This window comes from Deinococcus aerophilus (assembly GCF_014647075.1).
Classification (GTDB): Bacteria; Deinococcota; Deinococci; order Deinococcales; family Deinococcaceae; genus Deinococcus; species Deinococcus aerophilus.
The window spans coordinates 1-16,806 of record NZ_BMOM01000026.1 but is presented as its reverse complement, the minus strand read 5'-3'; the positions used below and the strand labels follow the sequence as shown (position 1 = coordinate 16,806).

Sequence of the window (16,806 nt, the reverse complement as noted above, 5' to 3'; positions counted from 1 at the left end):
CCCCGACCTCTTGAGGAAGAGACGTGCCGGTGGGTGCGAATGGTGTGCTAAGTAGCCCAAAGTAGTCTCAGAGGGCGTCGCCGCTCCATCCGCACCAGACCCACCCCGGCCCGGCCCGCCGTGGTGGGTCTCCCGTGTGGAGCTTCCACCTCTCACGCCGCGGGCCTTCAGTGCAGAGAAGGCGGGTTCGGAATCCACCATCAAGCTGAAGCGTGACGCGCTGAACTGTGCGCTCTACCAAAGTGGAGCAACTTTGGTTACGCGCGCTCCTGCATGCGGCCGGACACGCTGGGTCTGTGGTCCCTGCCCGAGTGGCGCTGCATCTTCAGCCGGGTCGCCTCGGCGGCGGGTTTGAAGTCGATCACACCCGCCTCGATGTTCTCTGCGCTCAGCACCGGCTGATGCGTTTTCAGCACGCTCTGGGGCGGTGCGCTCAGCACGCGGTAGAAGGCCGCTTCCCGGCAGAGTTCCTCGTAGCGGGTGTCAACATCCTCAGGCACCCAGTCCGGATTCAACTGCCGCACCGTCAGGTATTCCAGCAGGGTAGGCTCCTCGCGGTCCATCACGGGCAGCAGCGTATGGGCATAGAAGGCGCTGTAGGACCGCCAGGCCGCTGCCAGGGATCCGTCAGACCAGTGGGCGAGCTCCGAGTGGTGGGCGCGCAGGTTCTGCAGGTCCTCTTTCGGCAGGGCGCTGCGCCGGTAGCGTCCCGGGTCCAGGACCACAGACGGGCGCACCAAGTCATACAGGCCTCGGGCAAAGCAGACGACACGCCCCTGGGCTTCCCAGACCCGGAGTGTCTTGCGGGTCTGTTGCTGGGCGTGACCAGCGCGCGAGCCGTAGACCGCTTCGGCCAGCCGGTCCACAGTCATGGGCCACGCGGCCTGCCGTGCCAGCTGCCAGTCCACATCCACCGCGGCCGCCCTGGCGATGGGCGCAGGCCCCAGGTCCTCTCCCGTGACCCGGAGCAGCGCGTCGGCCGCACCCTCCTGGCCCGCCAGCACCATTTGACGGGACAGAAAGGTGCGGGCATCGTCCAGATGGATGTACGCATTCGCGCTGCGCCCCTGTCCCTTCAGGGCCGCGCTCTGCAGGTGATGACGCCGCACCCAGCGCTTGAGTGCCGTCATGCCCACCCCAGACAGCTGGGCCAGATCCGCCAGGCCGACCCAGCAGTACCGACCGGCGTGGGGACCGTAGAGGTGACGCGCGGCGTCTTCCAGGGTGCAGCGCAGTTCCTCTGCGACGAACGCGGGACTCAGCGGTCCGTAGACGTGGTGAAGCTGACGGAGATGTTCTTGGGGTGTAAGGGCGCGGGCAGAGGGGTTCGGGGTCAAGTCCCTATAGTACGTCCGGCAGACGGGCAGGGTCCTGTGCCGACTGCTGCGCCACGGCCGCCCCGCACAGACCTGCCGTGGCCAGGCGCGCGTGGTCACCACTCTTGAAAGTGGACGGTCTTGACGAAGCTGGCGGCCGAAGAGACAGCCCCCCTGTTCCAACTTCTGCGCGAAATACGTCTGCTCCCCACACCCTGGCGGCGCCCCGGGATCTCCCGGGGTGAATGGTTCGGGCCGTGCCGCCATGGCGGGAGCCTTCAGGCACCGCTACACTTCTGCCATGAGCGGCGGGACGGACCGGCGGGCAGCGTGGCGGGTGAATCTGGGCAACGTCATCTACGACGCGGACACCCCGGCTGGACGCGCCTTTGACCTGCTGCTGATCGCCGCGATCGTGCTCAGTGTGCTCGCCGTGATGCTCGACAGCGTCTCCGGGTTCCAGCGGCGCTACGCTGCGCCGCTGCGCGATCTGGAATGGGCCCTGACCGTGCTGTTCACCGCCGAGTACCTGCTGCGGCTCGTGTCCGCCCGGCACCCGGCCCATTACGCCCGCAGCTTCTTCGGGGTGGTGGATCTGCTGTCGATTCTGCCGGCCTATCTCGCGCTGCTCATTCCCGGAGCCCAGGTGCTGCTGATCGTCCGGGTGCTGAGGTTGCTGCGGATCTTCCGAGTGCTCAAGCTGGTGCGCTACCTGTCCGAGGCGCGCGTGCTGTCCCGGGCGCTGCAGGCGAGCCTCGCGAAGATCGTGGTGTTCCTCGCGGTGGTGCTGACGCTGGTGGTGCTCATCGGTACCCTGATGTATGTCGTCGAGGGTCCTTCCAACGGCTTTACCAGCATACCCACGGGCATCTACTGGGCCATCGTCACGCTGACCACCGTGGGGTACGGAGACATCGCGCCGAGGACCGGGTGGGGCAAGGCGCTGGCGTCGCTGGCGATGATTCTGGGCTACGGCATCATCGCGGTGCCCACCGGCATCGTCACGGTGGGACTGACCCAGGCCCACGCGGAGCGGCGCCATGAGGACGGCACCTCCCTGGGAGCGCGGGAATGTTCACGCTGCGGCCTGAAGGCCCATCAGTCAGATGCCCGCTACTGCCGGCGCTGCGGAGAGGCGCTGCCGAAAGTCCCGCCGGCGTCCGGCACAGGCTAAGGGCCGAGGTGGGCACGGGGAGCACTCCCGAGGGACCTGCGGCAGTCACCTCGAGGAAAGCTGACCCACTGGGACTTCCTGGCCGGCTGTCGGGCCATGACCCTGCCCTGGCCTGCGCGGTGACCCTGCCGACCACGCAGAACGGACCGGCACGCCGCCTGGAGTGATCCCGGGGGACCATCAGGAAGTCGTGCCAGAAACGCCAACCGGGGCGGGGACATGCCCAGGGACGTTCCAGGACTCCCCATGGACGGTCATGGACCGGTCTACACACCCGGCGGCTGCAGATGGCGGAATGCAACAAAAGGTTGACAAAGCGGCCGCGTCAATCTAAAGTTGACATATGACCCCCAGTGAACAGAACGTCAGATTCCGCGTGCTGGCCGCCACCTGCGCCCTTTCCGCCAGCATGACGGCCGTCCTGAGCAGCGCCCTCGAAGTACCCTACCTGCTCAGGGCGGCCGGCGTGCTGCTCGCCCTGGCCATCGTTCTCCTGGGACTGGCCCACCGCTCCGCCTCCAGCAAGGAATGACCGATCCGACCACTCTGGAAAAGCAGCTCTCCGCGGCCATCACCACATCGCTCCCGGACCTTCCAGGGCGCCTGGACAGCGAGCCACAGGCGCATCTCGACCTGATCCGGCAGACCGCCGCGGCGCAGCGAACGGTCGAGGCGTTGCTGCAGTCCAGCGTTCTGGCCGCCCGCAGCGCGGGGCACAGCTGGGAGACCATCGGAAGCACCCTCGGCATGACCCGGCAGGCCGCGCAGCAACGCTTCGGCAAATCCGCCCCTCCCTCCGATACCGGGGCTTGGCCACCCGGGGAAACCCACCGGCTGAGTCCGCTGACCGCCTTCGATGAGATGGAGATCCTGAACCGCGCGGGGCGGTACGGATGGCACTCCGTGGGGTTTGGAACGCTGTATCACCTGATTACACGCGACACCCAGCAGTGGGAACACCGCCGGGTCCTCGCCTTCGATCCTGGGCGCGGTGCGCTGGAAGCCCAGGGCTGGGGACGTGTCGGAACCCTGTGGTTTCCCTGGGCCTACTACACCCGGCCCACGGGTCTTGCGGCGCTGCCAGCGCCGGCGGCCGGACTGGACTTTTTCCATCTGCCTGATCCGCCGGCCTCCCGGAGGGACGACCGGTAACGTCACCCCTCGCCCGTCCGGACCGCCGTGCCGTCCGCCATGTTGATGCTCGCCAGCGTGCCTGTCGATGCCGTTGCCCTGCAGCGCGCCCGGCAGACGTCCGAAGCCCTCCAGACCTTTGAAGAGCTCTCGGCCACGGGCAGGGGACCGGGGATCTGCCGAAGTGTCCTGGGAAGAGCATCTCAGGGCCCTGCGCCCTACACAGGACGCCAGACACCGGACGGAACATCCCAGGCGGTCCCAGGAATCACGCGCGGTGGTCGGCGGCCGGGGCGGGAGCCACCTGCAGCAGGCGCCCGGCCGTGAGCAGCGAGGCCTCGTACGCGTCCCAGATCAGTGCGCCGAGGTCGTCCAGCGCGTCCAGGGGCACGTCCCGGGTGAGGTAGATGTGCAGGCCACCCTCCGCGTGGCACGCGCGGGCCTTGAAGGGCTGGCCGAGGTTCTGCGCCAGCAGCCAGCTCAGCCGGTTCACGTCCGGGGCAATGGTCGCACACCACACGTCAAGGTTGATCACGTCCGCCTGCAGCCAGATCCGCAGACTGACGCGCGCGCGGCGCAGAAACGTCACCACGACCAGGTCTTCCCCGACCACGTCCCAGCGCCACGCGTCGAGCACCACCTGCACGCGCTCGAGGGCGGCGAGCAGCGCGGCCGCGCGGGGATGTTCGGGCGGGGCGGGACGGCGCTCGGTCATCATGGGGTGCCTCCAGCGTTGCCCAGGGCCTCCAGCAGGCCCTGGCGGATGAGTTTCTCCTGCCAGCCGGCGAGGAGCCGGCCCGGCAGGTCGGGCAGGTCGGCCAGCGGCATCAGGTGCTCGATCACGACGATCAGGCGCGCGCCCCGCGAGGGGCCGTCCACGCGGTAGAGCCAGGGGCCACCGAGGTTCTCAGCGAGCAGGGCCGCGAGAACCTCGGCCGCCTGGTCGACCTCGCCCACCGGCAGGTCCAGCAGCAGCGTGTCCTCGTCGAGGATGCGGATGCCCGCGAGGTGCCACGCGCCGCCGAAGCCCACGGTGACGCAGGGCTGCGGGCCGGCGGCGTCGTACTGTACCGAGCGCAGCACAGGCTCCAGGCAGGAGAGGGCGTCACCGATCGCTCGCAGCAGCGGGTGGGGCGGGGGCTCGTCGAAAGGATCGGCGTCGGTCCAGATGCGGGTCATGTGCACCTCCTGATCCCAGTCTTGATCACGGTCGGTCTGTCCGTTGAACGGAATCCGCTGGACGCCGGTGTGAACGCCCGTCCCGGAACCGCCGCCGCAATCCGTTCAACGGACCGGCCCCCGGCGTGGCATTCTCGGGCATATGACCCGCGGCGGATCCACCTGGCGACGGTATGTCGCGCTGCTCGAGGCGGTCGCCGCCCACTACGGAACCGACCACACCGTCGGCGACGGAGACGACGCGCTGCTGACCCGCTTTCTGGCCGATGTCGACCGGGGGAACGCGGCGGCAGCGGCGGTCATGAATGCCCTGGGAAGCGGGACCTACGTCCGCCGGCACCTGCGCTACATCGCGGCGTGGGGACCGGAACGCCGCGCCCTGCTCGCCGCGGGCGCGAACTTCCAGCTGCTCGAAACCCTGGGGCAGCAGGACCGGACCGGCCGGCTGCGCGGACTGAGCCTCACGGGTTCCCTGTCGGATCAGCGCCGGCAGCTCGCCGGGCACCTGCGCCGGGAGCAGGACCCGCCGCCGGGCCGCGGCTGGCTGGCCCCCAGGCCGCCGGGCGGACGTCCGCCGCGCCGGTACGACCACCGCGACCTTGCGTGGGTCTACCGCCGCGAAGAGGTCGACCACGCCGAAGGCCTGCATCCGGCGGTGGCGCGCAGCCTGATTGCCCGCTACCAGCCCACGCCCGGCGTGGTCGCCGACCCGATGGCCGGTGCGGGCAACGTCGCCCGCATCGCGACCGAACTCGGCCACATCGCCTGGGCGAGCGACCGCTGGCCCCCACCGGGCGCGCGGCATGTCCGGCCGCTCAACCTGCTCGTCAGCGACCTGGGCACGGCCCTGCAGGACTCACCCCACCCACACCCGCACCTGCTGATCCTTCATCCCCCCCTGCCCGGCAGCCTGAACCTGCCCAGGGACCGCTTCACGCCGGACGACGCGGGCTACGTCGCGTGGCTCGAGCGGATCCTGGAGCACAGTGTGCCCGCCGTGAAGGCGGGAGGGCACGTCGCCCTGATCGTTCCGCTCGGCGTTCCACACGAGCTGCTCGGCACCGTCCGCAGCGCCCTGCAGCGCAGCCTGCGACACGCCTTTGCCCAGGACGGGGACGACCCGGCGCCGCTGCGGTGGACGCGCAACGCCCGCGGGGCCGTGGAGGAGCTCGGGACCCTTCACACCCACCTGTGCGTGGCCCGGGACGGCCGGGAAGGGTGGCATCTGCTTGTCGCCCGGATTCCGCCCCTGCCGGACGAGGAGGCCCCGGCGTGATTCTCGTGGCTCCGCACCGGGCGGTCACGGTCCCCCGGACCACTCCGTGCAGGGCCGGCCCTCCCGCCAGAACAGCGGCGCGGCGTACAGTTGCCGGCGCGTGCGCAGCGCGTCCCAGGCGTGGAACACCAGAACGTCCTGCCCCCCCCGCGCGGTCACGCTGGCGTGGCCGGGCCCCCGCAGGGAGCCGGCGGTGCGCAACACGCAGGCACCCGGCACCGGCTCGGTCCACGGTCCGAGCGGATGATCGGCGACCGCGTGCCCTGCTCCATAGGTCTCGTTGACCCAGGCTCCTCCCGAGTACAGCAGCTGGAACCGGCCCGCGCGCCACACCACGAAGGGCCCTTCCAGGGTGTGCCAGTCGTGGACGCCGCCGTACATCGCCCGCTCCCGCTGGTAGCGTTGCCAGTCGCCGCTGGCGCGCAGAATGGTCCGGGCCTCGCCCAGCCGGGTCATGTCGTGCAGTGGGGCCACCGCGAGCACGGTGCCGGGGCGCTCGCCGCCCAGGTCGTCGCGCGCGAAAAACAGCCACCACGCGCCGTCCGGAGCCTGAAAGGGATGCGGGTCGATGGCAAACAGTTCGTCCGGCGTCAGGTTCAGGCCCAGGTCTTCAAACGGCCCCAGCGGATGCGCCGCCGTCGCCACCCGCAGGTGGTGCCCCTGGTCCCCGTGGCCTACCGAGTGGTACAGGTAGAAGGTCTGCTCCCGGCGCGCGATCTCCGGGGCCCAGTGGTCCCGGCGCTCCGGTCCCAGCGGCGTGAGCACTCCGCCGTGGGAGGTCCAGTGGATCAGGTCCGGCGAGGACAGCGCCTCGAAGGCCAGCCCTCCGGCTCTGCCGTGCAGGCCGGTGCCGTAGGCGTAGTACGTGCCGTCCACATTCAGCACGAAGGGATCGGCGAAGTCCCCCGGGTACAGGGGACCCGCGGGCAACGGCGCCGGCGCCCGCTGCGGCGTCACGGTCGGCCCGGTGACCTTCACCCGGCCGCCTGCGCAACTCACCGGGTCCAGCCGCAGGCTGCGGTAGCCGCCCGCCGCGTCCGAGGTGCGCCCGGCGGTCCAGGCGTGGTACGCCAGCCAAGTGCGGCCCGCGCCGTCGGTCACCACCGTCTGGTGCCCGGGACCGGCCACCTCCCCCCGGCTCACGAGGATGGGATTCTCCGGGGCCTTTTTGTACGGCCCGGTCACGCGCGGGGCCGTCGCGTAGCCCACCGCGTACAGGTCACTGTCGTACGGACCGGCCGAGTACAGCAGGTAGTACACGCCGCCCGCATGGTACAGGGTGGGGGCCTCGATCACGGCGCCCTCCCACAGCTGGAAGTTCTGGATCAGGGTGCTCGCCTTGCCAGTCAGGCGCAGGCCGTCGGCGCTGAGCGGCTGAAGATACAGGTTGGTGGCCTGGTTGCAGCAATTGCCGTCGTTCTTCCACAGCAGGTAGCGTGTTCCGTCGGCGTCCTGAAAGGGGCTGGCGTCGATGCTGCCGCCCTCGCCGACTTGGCAGACCAGCGGCTGCGCGGAGGCATCCCGGAAGGGACCCGCCGGGGAGGATGCAGTTGCCACGCCGATGCACTGGCGGCCGCTGGCCGCGTCCTGCGCGGTAAAGTACAGCGCGAACACAACTTCTGTGAGCCGCGGGTGCCCGGTTCATATTCAACCGTGATCAGGCCCGCGTCCACCAGCTGGTTGAGGTTGAAGTTCACCGTGGGATGCGCGAGCCCCAGCGCCGCGGCCAGTTCCGAGACGTTCATGGCGTTGTGGGTCAGCAGGCTCAGGATCAACAGACGGGTTTCATTCGCCAGCGCCTTGAGGACCGGCAGGGCCTGCTCGCCCTCCAGACTCAGCCGCGACTTCCAGATGCGGGCATCGCCCTCCTTTCTCGGTTCCGGCAGGGAACCTCGTGAACCTCCCCGATTATCACAGAAAGAGCGGGATATGAACAGCAAAGCTTGAGGGTATAGGCCTGGTTGTGCGCGCCCACCCGCCTGTACTCCATCTGCCGTGCCCCCACCCACCTGTGCACAGCAGATGGAGTACAGTGACGTCGCTGCCCCGACGGGCAGCCTCCGCAGGAACCGAGGGAAGTCCGGTCATACTTGCGCGCCCCACCCGGCGCAGCGAGGTCAGTCCGGCACAGTCGCGCTACGGTCTTCAGTCCGAACGCTCGCCTCGCGGAGTCCACGTCCTCTCGTGCCTGCTCCCGCGTAGGAGCCAAGGATGACCACCGTGCCGAACTAGCTGTGCCCTACCGTCTTTGCCGCCCCCCGTGGGCCGTGCGGAGGCGTTTTTTTGCGTTGCCACCCTTCTGACCCGTGCTGCACCGGCACCGGCGTCACGGCTCTATTGCTTCTGTTGCTTTCCTGCGAGGTCACTTCATGAACGCTTCCGCGCACTCTCCGTTTGGTCCCCCTTTCTCACCGCTCCGCCCGTACGCGGTCGAGACCCGCGTGACCCACGTGGTGTTTCCCGGCGACACCAACCACCACGGCACACTGTTCGGCGGCGAGGCCCTGTCGCTCATGGAAAGCGCCGCCTTTATCGCCGCCACCCGGTACTGCCGCCGCCGGGTGGTCACGCGGCACCTGGACGCCATGGAGTTCACCCGCCCCATTCCGCAGGGCAGCCTGGTGGACCTTGTCGCGCGCGTGATCCGCACAGGTCGCAGCAGCATGACCGTGCTCGTGGAACTGTTCATCGAGCAGATGTACAGCGAGCGCCGGGAACTGGGATGTACCGGCACCTTCGTGCTCGTGGCGCTGGACGACGACGGACAGCCCACCCCCGTGCCCCGCATGGAGCGGCGCCATGTCCTGTAACCCCCAGGCCCTGGCCGCCTTGAAGGGCGCGGCCCAGGGACAGGGCAGCGTGGGCATGATGCTGGAGCTGCTGGCCGTGCTGAACGAGCGCGGCGTGCTCTCGGAGGCCGATGTGCGGCGGGTGGTGGGGGCGCTGGCGGCCGAGCTGCAGCTCTTCGACGCCGAGCTGCGCGGTCGGCGCGGACTGAAAGGGTGATGCTGCTCGCCTACGACTCCCTGACCGGCAACGTGCGGCGGCTGGCGCGGGAGCTGGCCACAGCGGTGGGCACAGAGGCGGTGGACGTGCGGACGCAGACGCCAGAGCGCGCCTACCTGCTGCTGACCTACACCTTCGGCAGCGGGCAGGTGCCCGGCAGCACGCGCACCTTTCTCGATCAGCACGGCCACCTGCTGCGTGGGGTGGTCTCCAGCGGCTCGTACCACTGGGGCCAGAACTTTGCGCAGGCGGCGAACGTGATCGCCCAGACGCACGGCGTGCCCGTCGTCGCAAAAGTCAACAAGGGCGGCACCGCCGCCGACCGCGTGCGGATCCTAACGTGGTTAAGGGAGCAGAACCGATATGGAACGCTGGATTGAACTCAACAACCGGGTCCTCGCCGGCACGCAGGTGCAGCCCGGGCACGACCTCGAAGCCCTGCAGGTCTACTTTCAGGAGAAGGTCAACCCCAACACCGTCTTCTTTCATACCCTGAAAGAAAAGATCCGCTTCCTGACCGAGCGCGGCGTATGGGACGCCGGGCTGTTTGAGCGCTATACCCACGCAGAGGTGCAGGCGGTCTTCGACCGTGCCTACAGCTTCAAGTTCCGCTTCCGGTCGTTCATGGGCGCGTACAAGTTCTACAGCGAGTACGCCGCCATGTCCTCGGACCGCACCCGCTGGTACGAGCGCTACGAGGACCGCATGGCCGTCACCGCGCTGGCCCGCTCCAGCACCCTCGAAGGCGCCCTGGAACTGGTGCATCATCTGGTGAACCAGACCTTTACCCCGGCCACGCCCACGCTAATGAACTCGGGTAAGGCGAACACCGGCCGCCTCGTGTCATGTTTTCTCCTGCAGGATTGCACCGACAATCTGGACTCCATCACCAAGACACTGTCCTTTGTGGCCGAACTCAGCAAGGGGGGCGGCGGCATCGGCGTGGAGGTCAGCAACCTGCGGGCGCGCGGCGAGAGCCTGCGCGGCATCCAGAACGTCACCAAAGGCGTACTCGGCGTCGCCAAGATGCTCGACCACATGCTCCGGTACGCCGATCAGGCCGGACAGCGCCCGGGCGCGGGGGCCATCTACCTCAGCGTGATGCACGCCGACTTTCTGGATACGCTTTCGGCCAAGAAGATCGCCACCGACGAGGACGCCCGCCTCAAGACCCTGAGCGTGGGGGCCACCATTCCGGACCTCTTCATCGAGAAGGTGCGGGCCGGCGAGGACGTCTACCAGTTCTACCCGCACTCGCTGTGGCAGGAGACCGGGCGGGAGTTCACCGACATCGACTGGACGCGCGAATACGACGCGCTGGCCGGCAACCCCCGCATCCGCAAGAAGCGCGTCCCGGCGCGCCGGGTGCTGGAGGAAATCGCCGTGACGCAGGGGGAGAGCGGCTACCCGTACCTGCTGTTCGAGGGCCATGCCAACCGGGCCAACCCCATTCCCAACGTCGGCAGCATCAAGATGAGCAACCTGTGCTCGGAGATCCTGCAGCCCACCACTCCCAGCTCCTTTCATGCGTACGGCCGCGAGAACGAGGACCGCATCGGACTGGACGTGTCGTGCAACCTGGCCTCGCTGGTGATCGAGCAGACGATGGGCAGCGGCGACATCGGCCGGGTGGTGGGCACGGCGGTGCGCCTGCTGGACAACGTGGCCCGCTCCACCCACATCACCGAGGTGCCGGCCGTTCGCCGCGCCAACGAGGAGATGCGCTCGGTGGGCCTGGGCGCGATGGGCCTGCACTCGTACCTGGCAGGTCATGAACTGATCTACGGCTCTCCCGAGGCGCTGGAGTTCGTGGACGTGTTCTTTGCCGCCGTGCACTACCACGCCCGCCGGGCGAGCATGGAACTCGCGCGGGACACGGGCTTTGTCTTCAGGGGCTTCGGGGGCAGCCGCTACCAGTCCGGCGAACACTTCGCGCAGTACCTGGAGCGGGACTTCGCGCCGAGGACGTCGGCAGTCGCGGCCCTGTTTGACGGTCATGCCCTGCCCACCCGTGCCGACTGGGAGCAACTCGTCGCGGACATCAAGCAGCACGGCCTGGCCCACTCGTTCGTGATGGCGGTGGCCCCCACCGGAAGCATCAGTTACGTGTCCAACGCCTCGGCGAGCATCATGCCCATTACAGAAAGGGTGGAGACACGCACGAGCAACAAGGCCCGGACCATCTACCCCATGCCAGGACTGAGTCCCGAGACCGAGTGGTATTACGAGGAGGCCTACGACATGGACCAGCGCCGCGTGCTCGACACCGTGGCCGCCGCACAGAAACACGTGGATCAGGGCATTTCTTGCACGCTGTTCGTGCCCGCGGACGTTACCACCCGCACCCTGCAGGCGTACTACCTGTACGCCTACCGCCTGGGAATAAAAACCCTGTACTACACGCGCCTGCGCAAGTCTAACCTGCAACAGTGCCTGAGCTGCGTGGTTTAAGGAGAATGATGTCGTTCCAACCCTTTTCCGCCACCAACTGGTCCGATCCCGAGGACAGCTTCTCGGCCACCTTCTACGAGAAATACACCTCGCAGTTGTGGTTTCCCGAGGAAATCCCGCTGAGCAACGACGCCCTGGTCTGGAAGACCCTCAGCAGCGCCGAACGCTGGACGTACATCCACGCCTCGGCGGGTCTGAACGCGCTGGACACCCTGCAGGGCGAGGTGGGCATGCCCGCGCTGCGCGGTCTGGTGGACGGCCACATCCGCAAGGCGACGCTGCAGTTTCAGGGCATGATGGAGGACATCCACGCCCGCTCGTACTCGATGATGAACAAGACCTTCCTGACGAGTACCGAGGAGCGTGAGGTCTTCGAATGGGTGCGGACCCAGCCACAGTTGCAGTTCAAAATCGCCTTTATTCAGGGTGTGTTCCAGGACCCCGACGTGTCCACCCTGGGGCTGTGGAAGAAACTGGTGGTGTCGTGCATGCTGGAAACGGCGCTGTTCTACAGCGGGTTCTTCTATCCGCTGTACCTGGCCGGGCAGGGCCGCATGGTCTCGGCCGGCGAGATCTTCAACCTGATCATCCTGGATGAGGCGCTGCACGGCGTGTACGTGGCGCTGCTGGCCCAGGAGAAGTTCAATGCGATGGGTGGACCCGAACAGGCATATGCCAGGGCGTGGTACGCCGAGACCCTGCAGACGCTGTACAGAAATGAACTGGCCTATACCCAGGTCCTGTACGCGGACCTGAACCTCGCCGGGGAGGTGGGGCGCTTCATCCGCTTCAACTTCAACGTGCTGGCCGACAACCTGGGCCTGGAACGGAGTTTCTCCGACGAGGCCATCCATCCGGTGGTTCATAACGGCATTCAGACGCGCGGCACCACCCACGACTTCTTCAGCGCCAAGGGCAGCAACTACAGCAAAATCGCGACGGAGCCGCTCACGGACGCCGACATTGACGCGCTGTGGGCGGGGGGCTTTCCTGATCTTCAGCCCAGTGTGCAGGTGGGCCATGGCTGAGACCCGGAGCCCCACCGCGCCCTTTGTGCTGCTGACCCAGGATCACTGCCCCAGCTGCGAGCGCCTGAAGTTGATGCTCGCCAGACCCCTGAAGGGCCAGTTTGACGCCCAGATCGAGGTCGTGCACCGCCAGCAGCAGCCAAGAGCATTTGCCGCGCTGACGGAGAGCAGTGGCGTTCGCAGCACGCCGGCGCTGATTCACCGGTCCACCGGCCGGGTGCTCCTGAACACCGGAGGACTGGGTCAGGTCCGGGGCTTTCTGCTGGAACAGGACTGAAGCTGCCGCAGGTCCCTCCACCGGACCGGCGCAGGGAAGGCATCCCTCTGGAATACGGTGCCTTCACGCTGCCTGGAACGCCATACACGCTTTCCCGCCTCCTGGCCCTCGCGACTTACCAGGATGTGGGCGGCTTTTTCGGCGGACTGCTGCCCCGGAACAGACAGGGACTTCACTCGGGGCACCTGCTGAACATGATCGGGCGGCTGAATGTGTTGCAGGAACAGGACCGGGCGGTGTACGCCTGGGCCCTCACGCGGACCATGCGCTGGCTGGAGCCGGGACCCTCCCCGGAACACCGGCTGGCCACCGAGGCGCTGCTGACCGGGTTCGTGCAGCAGCGCCTCGAGCGGCACTTTCCCACCAGGCAAGCGGACTGGGAAACTGTGCGCCGGTTGAATGCCGCAGTGTTCGCAGAGGTGCGCGCCGCCTGGAGCCGGACCCGGGCGCGGCCCGCCGGGGACACTCCGGACGCAACCCAGGTGCACGCCGAGTGATGAGCTGGTTCACAGGAGGCCGGCGATCCGGTACCGCACCACGAATCATCTTTTCACCTAAGACCTGTTAGGTGAAAAGATGATTCGTGGTGTTCCGGCTTGAGAACTGCAGAACGTCACCTCCCGGGCATTCTTTGTGCAGGACTTTCTGCGGCGCCGTGCGGCGGTGCGGCGGGTGACGCCAGAGGACCGCACGGAGCGAACATCGCCACAAAGGCGTCCACGACCGCCGGATCGAAATGCCTGCCCCGCTGGGCCTCGATCTCGGCGAGCGCCGCCGCCGGTGTCCACGCGGCCTTGTAAGGGCGGGCGTGGGTCAGGGCGTCGTACACGTCGCACACCGCGAAGATCCGCGCCTCCAGGGGAATCGCGTCGCCGACCAGACCGTCCGGATAGCCCTCACCGTTCCAGCGTTCGTGGTGGCTGCGCACCACCGTCAAGGTGGCCGGGGGCAGGTCGGGCAGTCGCCGGGCAATGTCATGTCCGCGCTGTGCATGCGTTTTCATGACGGTCCATTCCTCTGGCGTGAGGGGGCCGGGTTTTCTCAGAATGGCGTCGGGGATGGTGAGCTTGCCGATGTCGTGCAGGAACGCTCCCTGGCTCAGGGCGTCGAGCGCCTCCCGCGTCAGCCCCAGGTGACGGCCCACCGCCTGGGCCTGCGTCAGAACCCGCTCGGTGTGCCCGGCAGTCTCCAGATCACGCTCCTCAAGCGCCACACCCAGGGCAAAGAGTCCACCCCACAGGCTTCGTCGGGCCGCGTCTACCGCCCGTTCCTGCTCCATGGCGTGGCCGAGCCGACCGGCCACAGCCTCGAGCAGCCGCCGCGCCTGCGGAGTGACGGCTTGCCAGGTCTGCAACTGTGCCAGACCCAGCACACCCTGCACCTGTGCGCGGCAGCGCACCGGAACCAGCAGCAGGCTGCGGATATCAAGCTCCGTCCACTGCGGCAGGGCTTCGGGCTCGTTGGAATAGTCGTTGCTCCACACCGACTGACCGCCACTGATGGCCCGGCCCAGCAGGCCATGGTCGCCCCGGTAACGGTCCCCCAGCTGGGCCACCGGCCCGGTGGCCGGGGAAGGAGCCAGCAGGTGCCGCAGCGTAAAGACGTCGTCGGCACGTTCCAGGTAGATGGCCACCGTGAAGCCCAGCAGATCCCGGACCAGAGGCAGGCCCACCCCGAGCACCTGCTGGGGCGTTTCCAGCTGTTCCAGCCGCACCGAGAACTCCTCCACCGTGATTCCCGTGCGCGGGTCGGTTGCCGGACTGAGGCGCTGCCGCTGCCGGTCCTTGTGTTCATACATCGCCGCGTCGGCCAGTGCCAGGGCCCGCTGCAGCGGTCGCGCCGGTGGGGCCACGGCGAGGCCATACGCAAAGGGCGGTAGGCCGTCGACTTCGCCGATGGCGTGCATGGCCTGCCGGGCCAGCCGGTGGGCCACGTCCTCACTGCTGCCCGGCAACAGCACCACGAACTCGTCTCCGCCCCAGCGGGCCACCTCACCCGGAAACGGCGTGGCCGCCGTCAATGCCTGGGCCGTCTTGCGCAGATAGACGTCGCCAGCAGCGTGGCCACCGGTGTCGTTGACCGTCTTCAACCGGTTGAGGTCAAGCATCACCACCATGCACTCTGTTGCGCTCCAGTGCAGGTCATAGGTGGCCTGCAGACCCAGACGGTTCCACACGCCGGTGAGGGAATCGCGCGTTTCGCGTTCCCGCGCTTCCTGACGGTCCCGCCGAAGCTGACCTGTCAGGTGCTGAACGTCTTGGAACCGCCGTATGAAGAGGACCAGGGTGCCCACCCCGGCCAGCAGGGTAAGGAGAAACAGGTGCATCGCGGTCGCCAGCATGCGTTCCGCTTCCATTTCCCGCTCCACACGCATGCGCTCGATCAGGATCTCCAGGCGCTCGGAGATGCGGCTGATGCGCTCGATCTCGAGACTCCGGGTGTCGGCGGAAGACGGGCCGAAGAGTGCACGCTCTTCTCCAACGACCGAAAGCAGCTCCGAGAAGAGCCGGCGCATCAGTGTCTCCTCGGCGTGGAACCGAGGAGTGCGCAGCGGCCGCAGCGCGAGCAGCACTCCAGCGTGTTCCCGGGTGTGGACCTGCTCAAGCCTGTTCCATACGCGCTGCAGTCGCTGCTGGCTGTCTTCCGCCGACGAGAGGAGGTCCTGAGTTCGGGTCTGGGCAGCGAGGCCCTGCCACTCGAGGGCGCGGTGGCGGTTGATGGCGCTGCCGGCATCGGCGAGCAGCATGATGGTCACCCGGTCATGGTCTCCCAGACGAACGGCGAAGATGCCGAGTGTTGCGGTGAGCAGGGTCCCGACAAACAACGTCCAGCGGCCCAGCGCCGCCAGGGTCAGGCCGGGCCGGGCCTGTACCCTGGCGGGAGCGTCCGGGGGCGCAGCTGACCCCCCGGAGTCCATACCCGGACCAGACATCATGGCATCCAGGATACCTGGGCAGCCCTCACGCAACTCTGACATCCTCCCGGGTGGCCCCGCGTTTAGGCGAGACGGCTGGCTCGCCTCTGGCGCGGTCTGTCAGGATTCTGGCAGACTGGCTCAGCTAGGGTCCAGGTCGGCAGCGACGGCCTGCCGCACTCCGGGGAGTACGCCTGCTGGGGTCGTTGTGCTGATGTGCCCCTTCTTCTCGCCCCCACCTGGAGCACGCATGGAACTCGTAAACTTGATTCTGGATCTGATCCTCGTCAGCGTGGCACTGTGGATGATCGTGGTGATCCGCACCTCCACGTTGGGGAGCGTGTTCGGCAAGGCCCTGTCCTGGATCTCGGCCGGCGCCATCATCCTCGGGGCGGCCCATCTGCTCGAAACATTGACCTTCCAGGTTTTTCATCTGAAGGACGTGGCCCTGGGGGAACTGCTCCACCGCCTGATCGTCCTCGCCGGGTTTGGCAGTCTGGTGATCGGGTTCCTGAGCCTGCGGCAACTTCGCCGCACGTGAGTCGCTGCGCGCACCTGTAGGGCCGTGAAGAATGGGTCCTGACCCAAAAGGTGCCCCACAGGAAAAAGTGCCCCACGGAATGGTCCAGAGGGATGGCGGGTCCGGACACCGTGACCCGGAACCGCCACAGAACCCACTGCCGCCTGATGCTGGAGGACCTGCCCCGCGCGGGGGTCCACATGCCCGGAGTCTTCTCGGCCCGGTCTCCCCATCTGCCGTGACGCCGAGGTCTGTTTACGCCCACAACGAACAAAAAATGGCCATTCTGTCTAATCAGAAGAATGGCCAAAAAAACAGACGTTCCAGACGATGTTTTCTGTGCGGGTTCACAGGAAGGCCAGGAAGGGGCCAGCAACGGCGACCATAGGGTGGAATACCCCTCACGCTGATCGCCCCAGCCAGATCCGCAACGTCGCCCATTCTGTCAGAGTGGGTAGAGGGTTCAAGGTAATGACGCGTTGTAGCGGTGGAGAAAGAGCCAGATCAGCAGCTCCAGATTGGCTTGCTTGCGGC

At 67.6% G+C, this 16,806-nt stretch carries 17 protein-coding genes and 1 pseudogene; 12 read left to right on the top strand and 6 right to left on the bottom strand.

Annotated elements, in window-relative coordinates:
• Window positions 1-257: 257 nt before the first annotated feature.
• A complete protein-coding gene (locus IEY21_RS13325; protein WP_188904837.1) occupies window positions 258-1,337 on the bottom strand; it encodes a hypothetical protein in 1,080 nt (359 codons plus the stop codon).
• A gap of 280 nt (window positions 1,338-1,617) precedes the next feature.
• Here IEY21_RS13325 and IEY21_RS13320 point away from each other — a divergent pair, with 280 nt between their 5' ends.
• From IEY21_RS13320 to IEY21_RS13310, 3 genes are all read left to right on the top strand, one after another.
• Window positions 1,618-2,490 (top strand): ion transporter, encoded by an 873-nt coding sequence (locus IEY21_RS13320; protein ID WP_188904836.1) that lies wholly within the window; start codon window positions 1,618-1,620, stop codon window positions 2,488-2,490.
• A gap of 343 nt (window positions 2,491-2,833) precedes the next feature.
• Window positions 2,834-3,022: a hypothetical protein gene (locus tag IEY21_RS13315; RefSeq protein WP_188904835.1), complete on the top strand. Its 189-nt coding sequence runs from the start codon at window positions 2,834-2,836 to the stop codon at window positions 3,020-3,022.
• Window positions 3,019-3,642 (top strand): hypothetical protein, encoded by a 624-nt coding sequence (locus IEY21_RS13310; RefSeq protein WP_188904834.1) that lies wholly within the window; start codon window positions 3,019-3,021, stop codon window positions 3,640-3,642. The genes IEY21_RS13315 and IEY21_RS13310 overlap by 4 nt, the downstream gene beginning before the upstream one ends.
• Before the next feature lie 247 nt (window positions 3,643-3,889).
• Here the strand turns inward: IEY21_RS13310 and IEY21_RS13305 are convergent, their stop codons facing one another.
• A complete protein-coding gene (locus tag IEY21_RS13305) occupies window positions 3,890-4,339 on the bottom strand; it encodes a hypothetical protein (protein WP_188904833.1) in 450 nt (149 codons plus the stop codon).
• Window positions 4,336-4,800: a hypothetical protein gene (locus IEY21_RS13300; RefSeq protein ID WP_188904832.1), complete on the bottom strand. Its 465-nt coding sequence runs from the start codon at window positions 4,798-4,800 to the stop codon at window positions 4,336-4,338. The genes IEY21_RS13305 and IEY21_RS13300 overlap by 4 nt, the downstream gene beginning before the upstream one ends.
• Window positions 4,801-4,942: 142 nt before the next feature.
• Between IEY21_RS13300 and IEY21_RS13295 the strand changes: the two genes are divergently transcribed.
• Entirely contained in the window at window positions 4,943-6,076 is a 1,134-nt protein-coding gene (locus IEY21_RS13295) for a hypothetical protein (protein WP_188904831.1), read from the top strand.
• Between the two features lie 24 nt (window positions 6,077-6,100).
• Here the strand turns inward: IEY21_RS13295 and IEY21_RS13290 are convergent, their stop codons facing one another.
• Complete coding sequence (locus IEY21_RS13290; protein WP_188904830.1) at window positions 6,101-7,690, bottom strand: family 43 glycosylhydrolase; 1,590 nt, start codon at window positions 7,688-7,690, stop codon at window positions 6,101-6,103.
• Window positions 7,691-7,770: 80 nt separating this feature from the next.
• Window positions 7,771-7,821, bottom strand: a pseudogene (locus IEY21_RS17150) (hypothetical protein); the annotation flags it as partial.
• Between the two features lie 624 nt (window positions 7,822-8,445).
• Between IEY21_RS17150 and IEY21_RS13280 the strand changes: the two are divergent.
• From IEY21_RS13280 to IEY21_RS13250, 7 genes are all read left to right on the top strand, one after another.
• Window positions 8,446-8,886, top strand: coding sequence for an acyl-CoA thioesterase (locus tag IEY21_RS13280; protein WP_188904829.1), 441 nt, complete (start codon window positions 8,446-8,448; stop codon window positions 8,884-8,886).
• Complete coding sequence (locus IEY21_RS13275) at window positions 8,876-9,082, top strand: hypothetical protein (protein WP_188904828.1); 207 nt, start codon at window positions 8,876-8,878, stop codon at window positions 9,080-9,082. The genes IEY21_RS13280 and IEY21_RS13275 overlap by 11 nt, the downstream gene beginning before the upstream one ends.
• A complete protein-coding gene (locus IEY21_RS13270; RefSeq protein ID WP_229753101.1) occupies window positions 9,082-9,462 on the top strand; it encodes a class Ib ribonucleoside-diphosphate reductase assembly flavoprotein NrdI in 381 nt (126 codons plus the stop codon). Before IEY21_RS13275 ends, IEY21_RS13270 begins: the two co-directional genes overlap by 1 nt.
• Window positions 9,446-11,533 carry a class 1b ribonucleoside-diphosphate reductase subunit alpha gene (gene nrdE / locus IEY21_RS13265; RefSeq protein ID WP_188904826.1) on the top strand — a complete coding sequence of 696 codons (2,088 nt, stop codon included), beginning with the start codon at window positions 9,446-9,448 and terminating at the stop codon, window positions 11,531-11,533. Before IEY21_RS13270 ends, nrdE begins: the two co-directional genes overlap by 17 nt.
• 5 nt (window positions 11,534-11,538) lie before the next feature.
• A complete protein-coding gene (locus IEY21_RS13260) occupies window positions 11,539-12,561 on the top strand; it encodes a ribonucleotide-diphosphate reductase subunit beta (protein ID WP_188904825.1) in 1,023 nt (340 codons plus the stop codon).
• A complete protein-coding gene (locus IEY21_RS13255) occupies window positions 12,554-12,838 on the top strand; it encodes a thioredoxin domain-containing protein (RefSeq protein ID WP_188904824.1) in 285 nt (94 codons plus the stop codon). The genes IEY21_RS13260 and IEY21_RS13255 overlap by 8 nt, the downstream gene beginning before the upstream one ends.
• 194 nt (window positions 12,839-13,032) lie before the next feature.
• Window positions 13,033-13,335: a hypothetical protein gene (locus tag IEY21_RS13250; RefSeq protein ID WP_188904823.1), complete on the top strand. Its 303-nt coding sequence runs from the start codon at window positions 13,033-13,035 to the stop codon at window positions 13,333-13,335.
• A 116-nt stretch (window positions 13,336-13,451) separates the two neighbouring features.
• Here IEY21_RS13250 and IEY21_RS16870 read toward each other — a convergent pair whose 3' ends face one another.
• Window positions 13,452-15,773 (bottom strand): HD domain-containing phosphohydrolase, encoded by a 2,322-nt coding sequence (locus IEY21_RS16870; protein WP_229753099.1) that lies wholly within the window; start codon window positions 15,771-15,773, stop codon window positions 13,452-13,454.
• 229 nt (window positions 15,774-16,002) lie between these two features.
• Between IEY21_RS16870 and IEY21_RS13230 the strand changes: the two genes are divergently transcribed.
• Entirely contained in the window at window positions 16,003-16,293 is a 291-nt protein-coding gene (locus IEY21_RS13230; RefSeq protein WP_188904822.1) for a hypothetical protein, read from the top strand.
• Window positions 16,294-16,806: the final 513 nt, after the last annotated feature.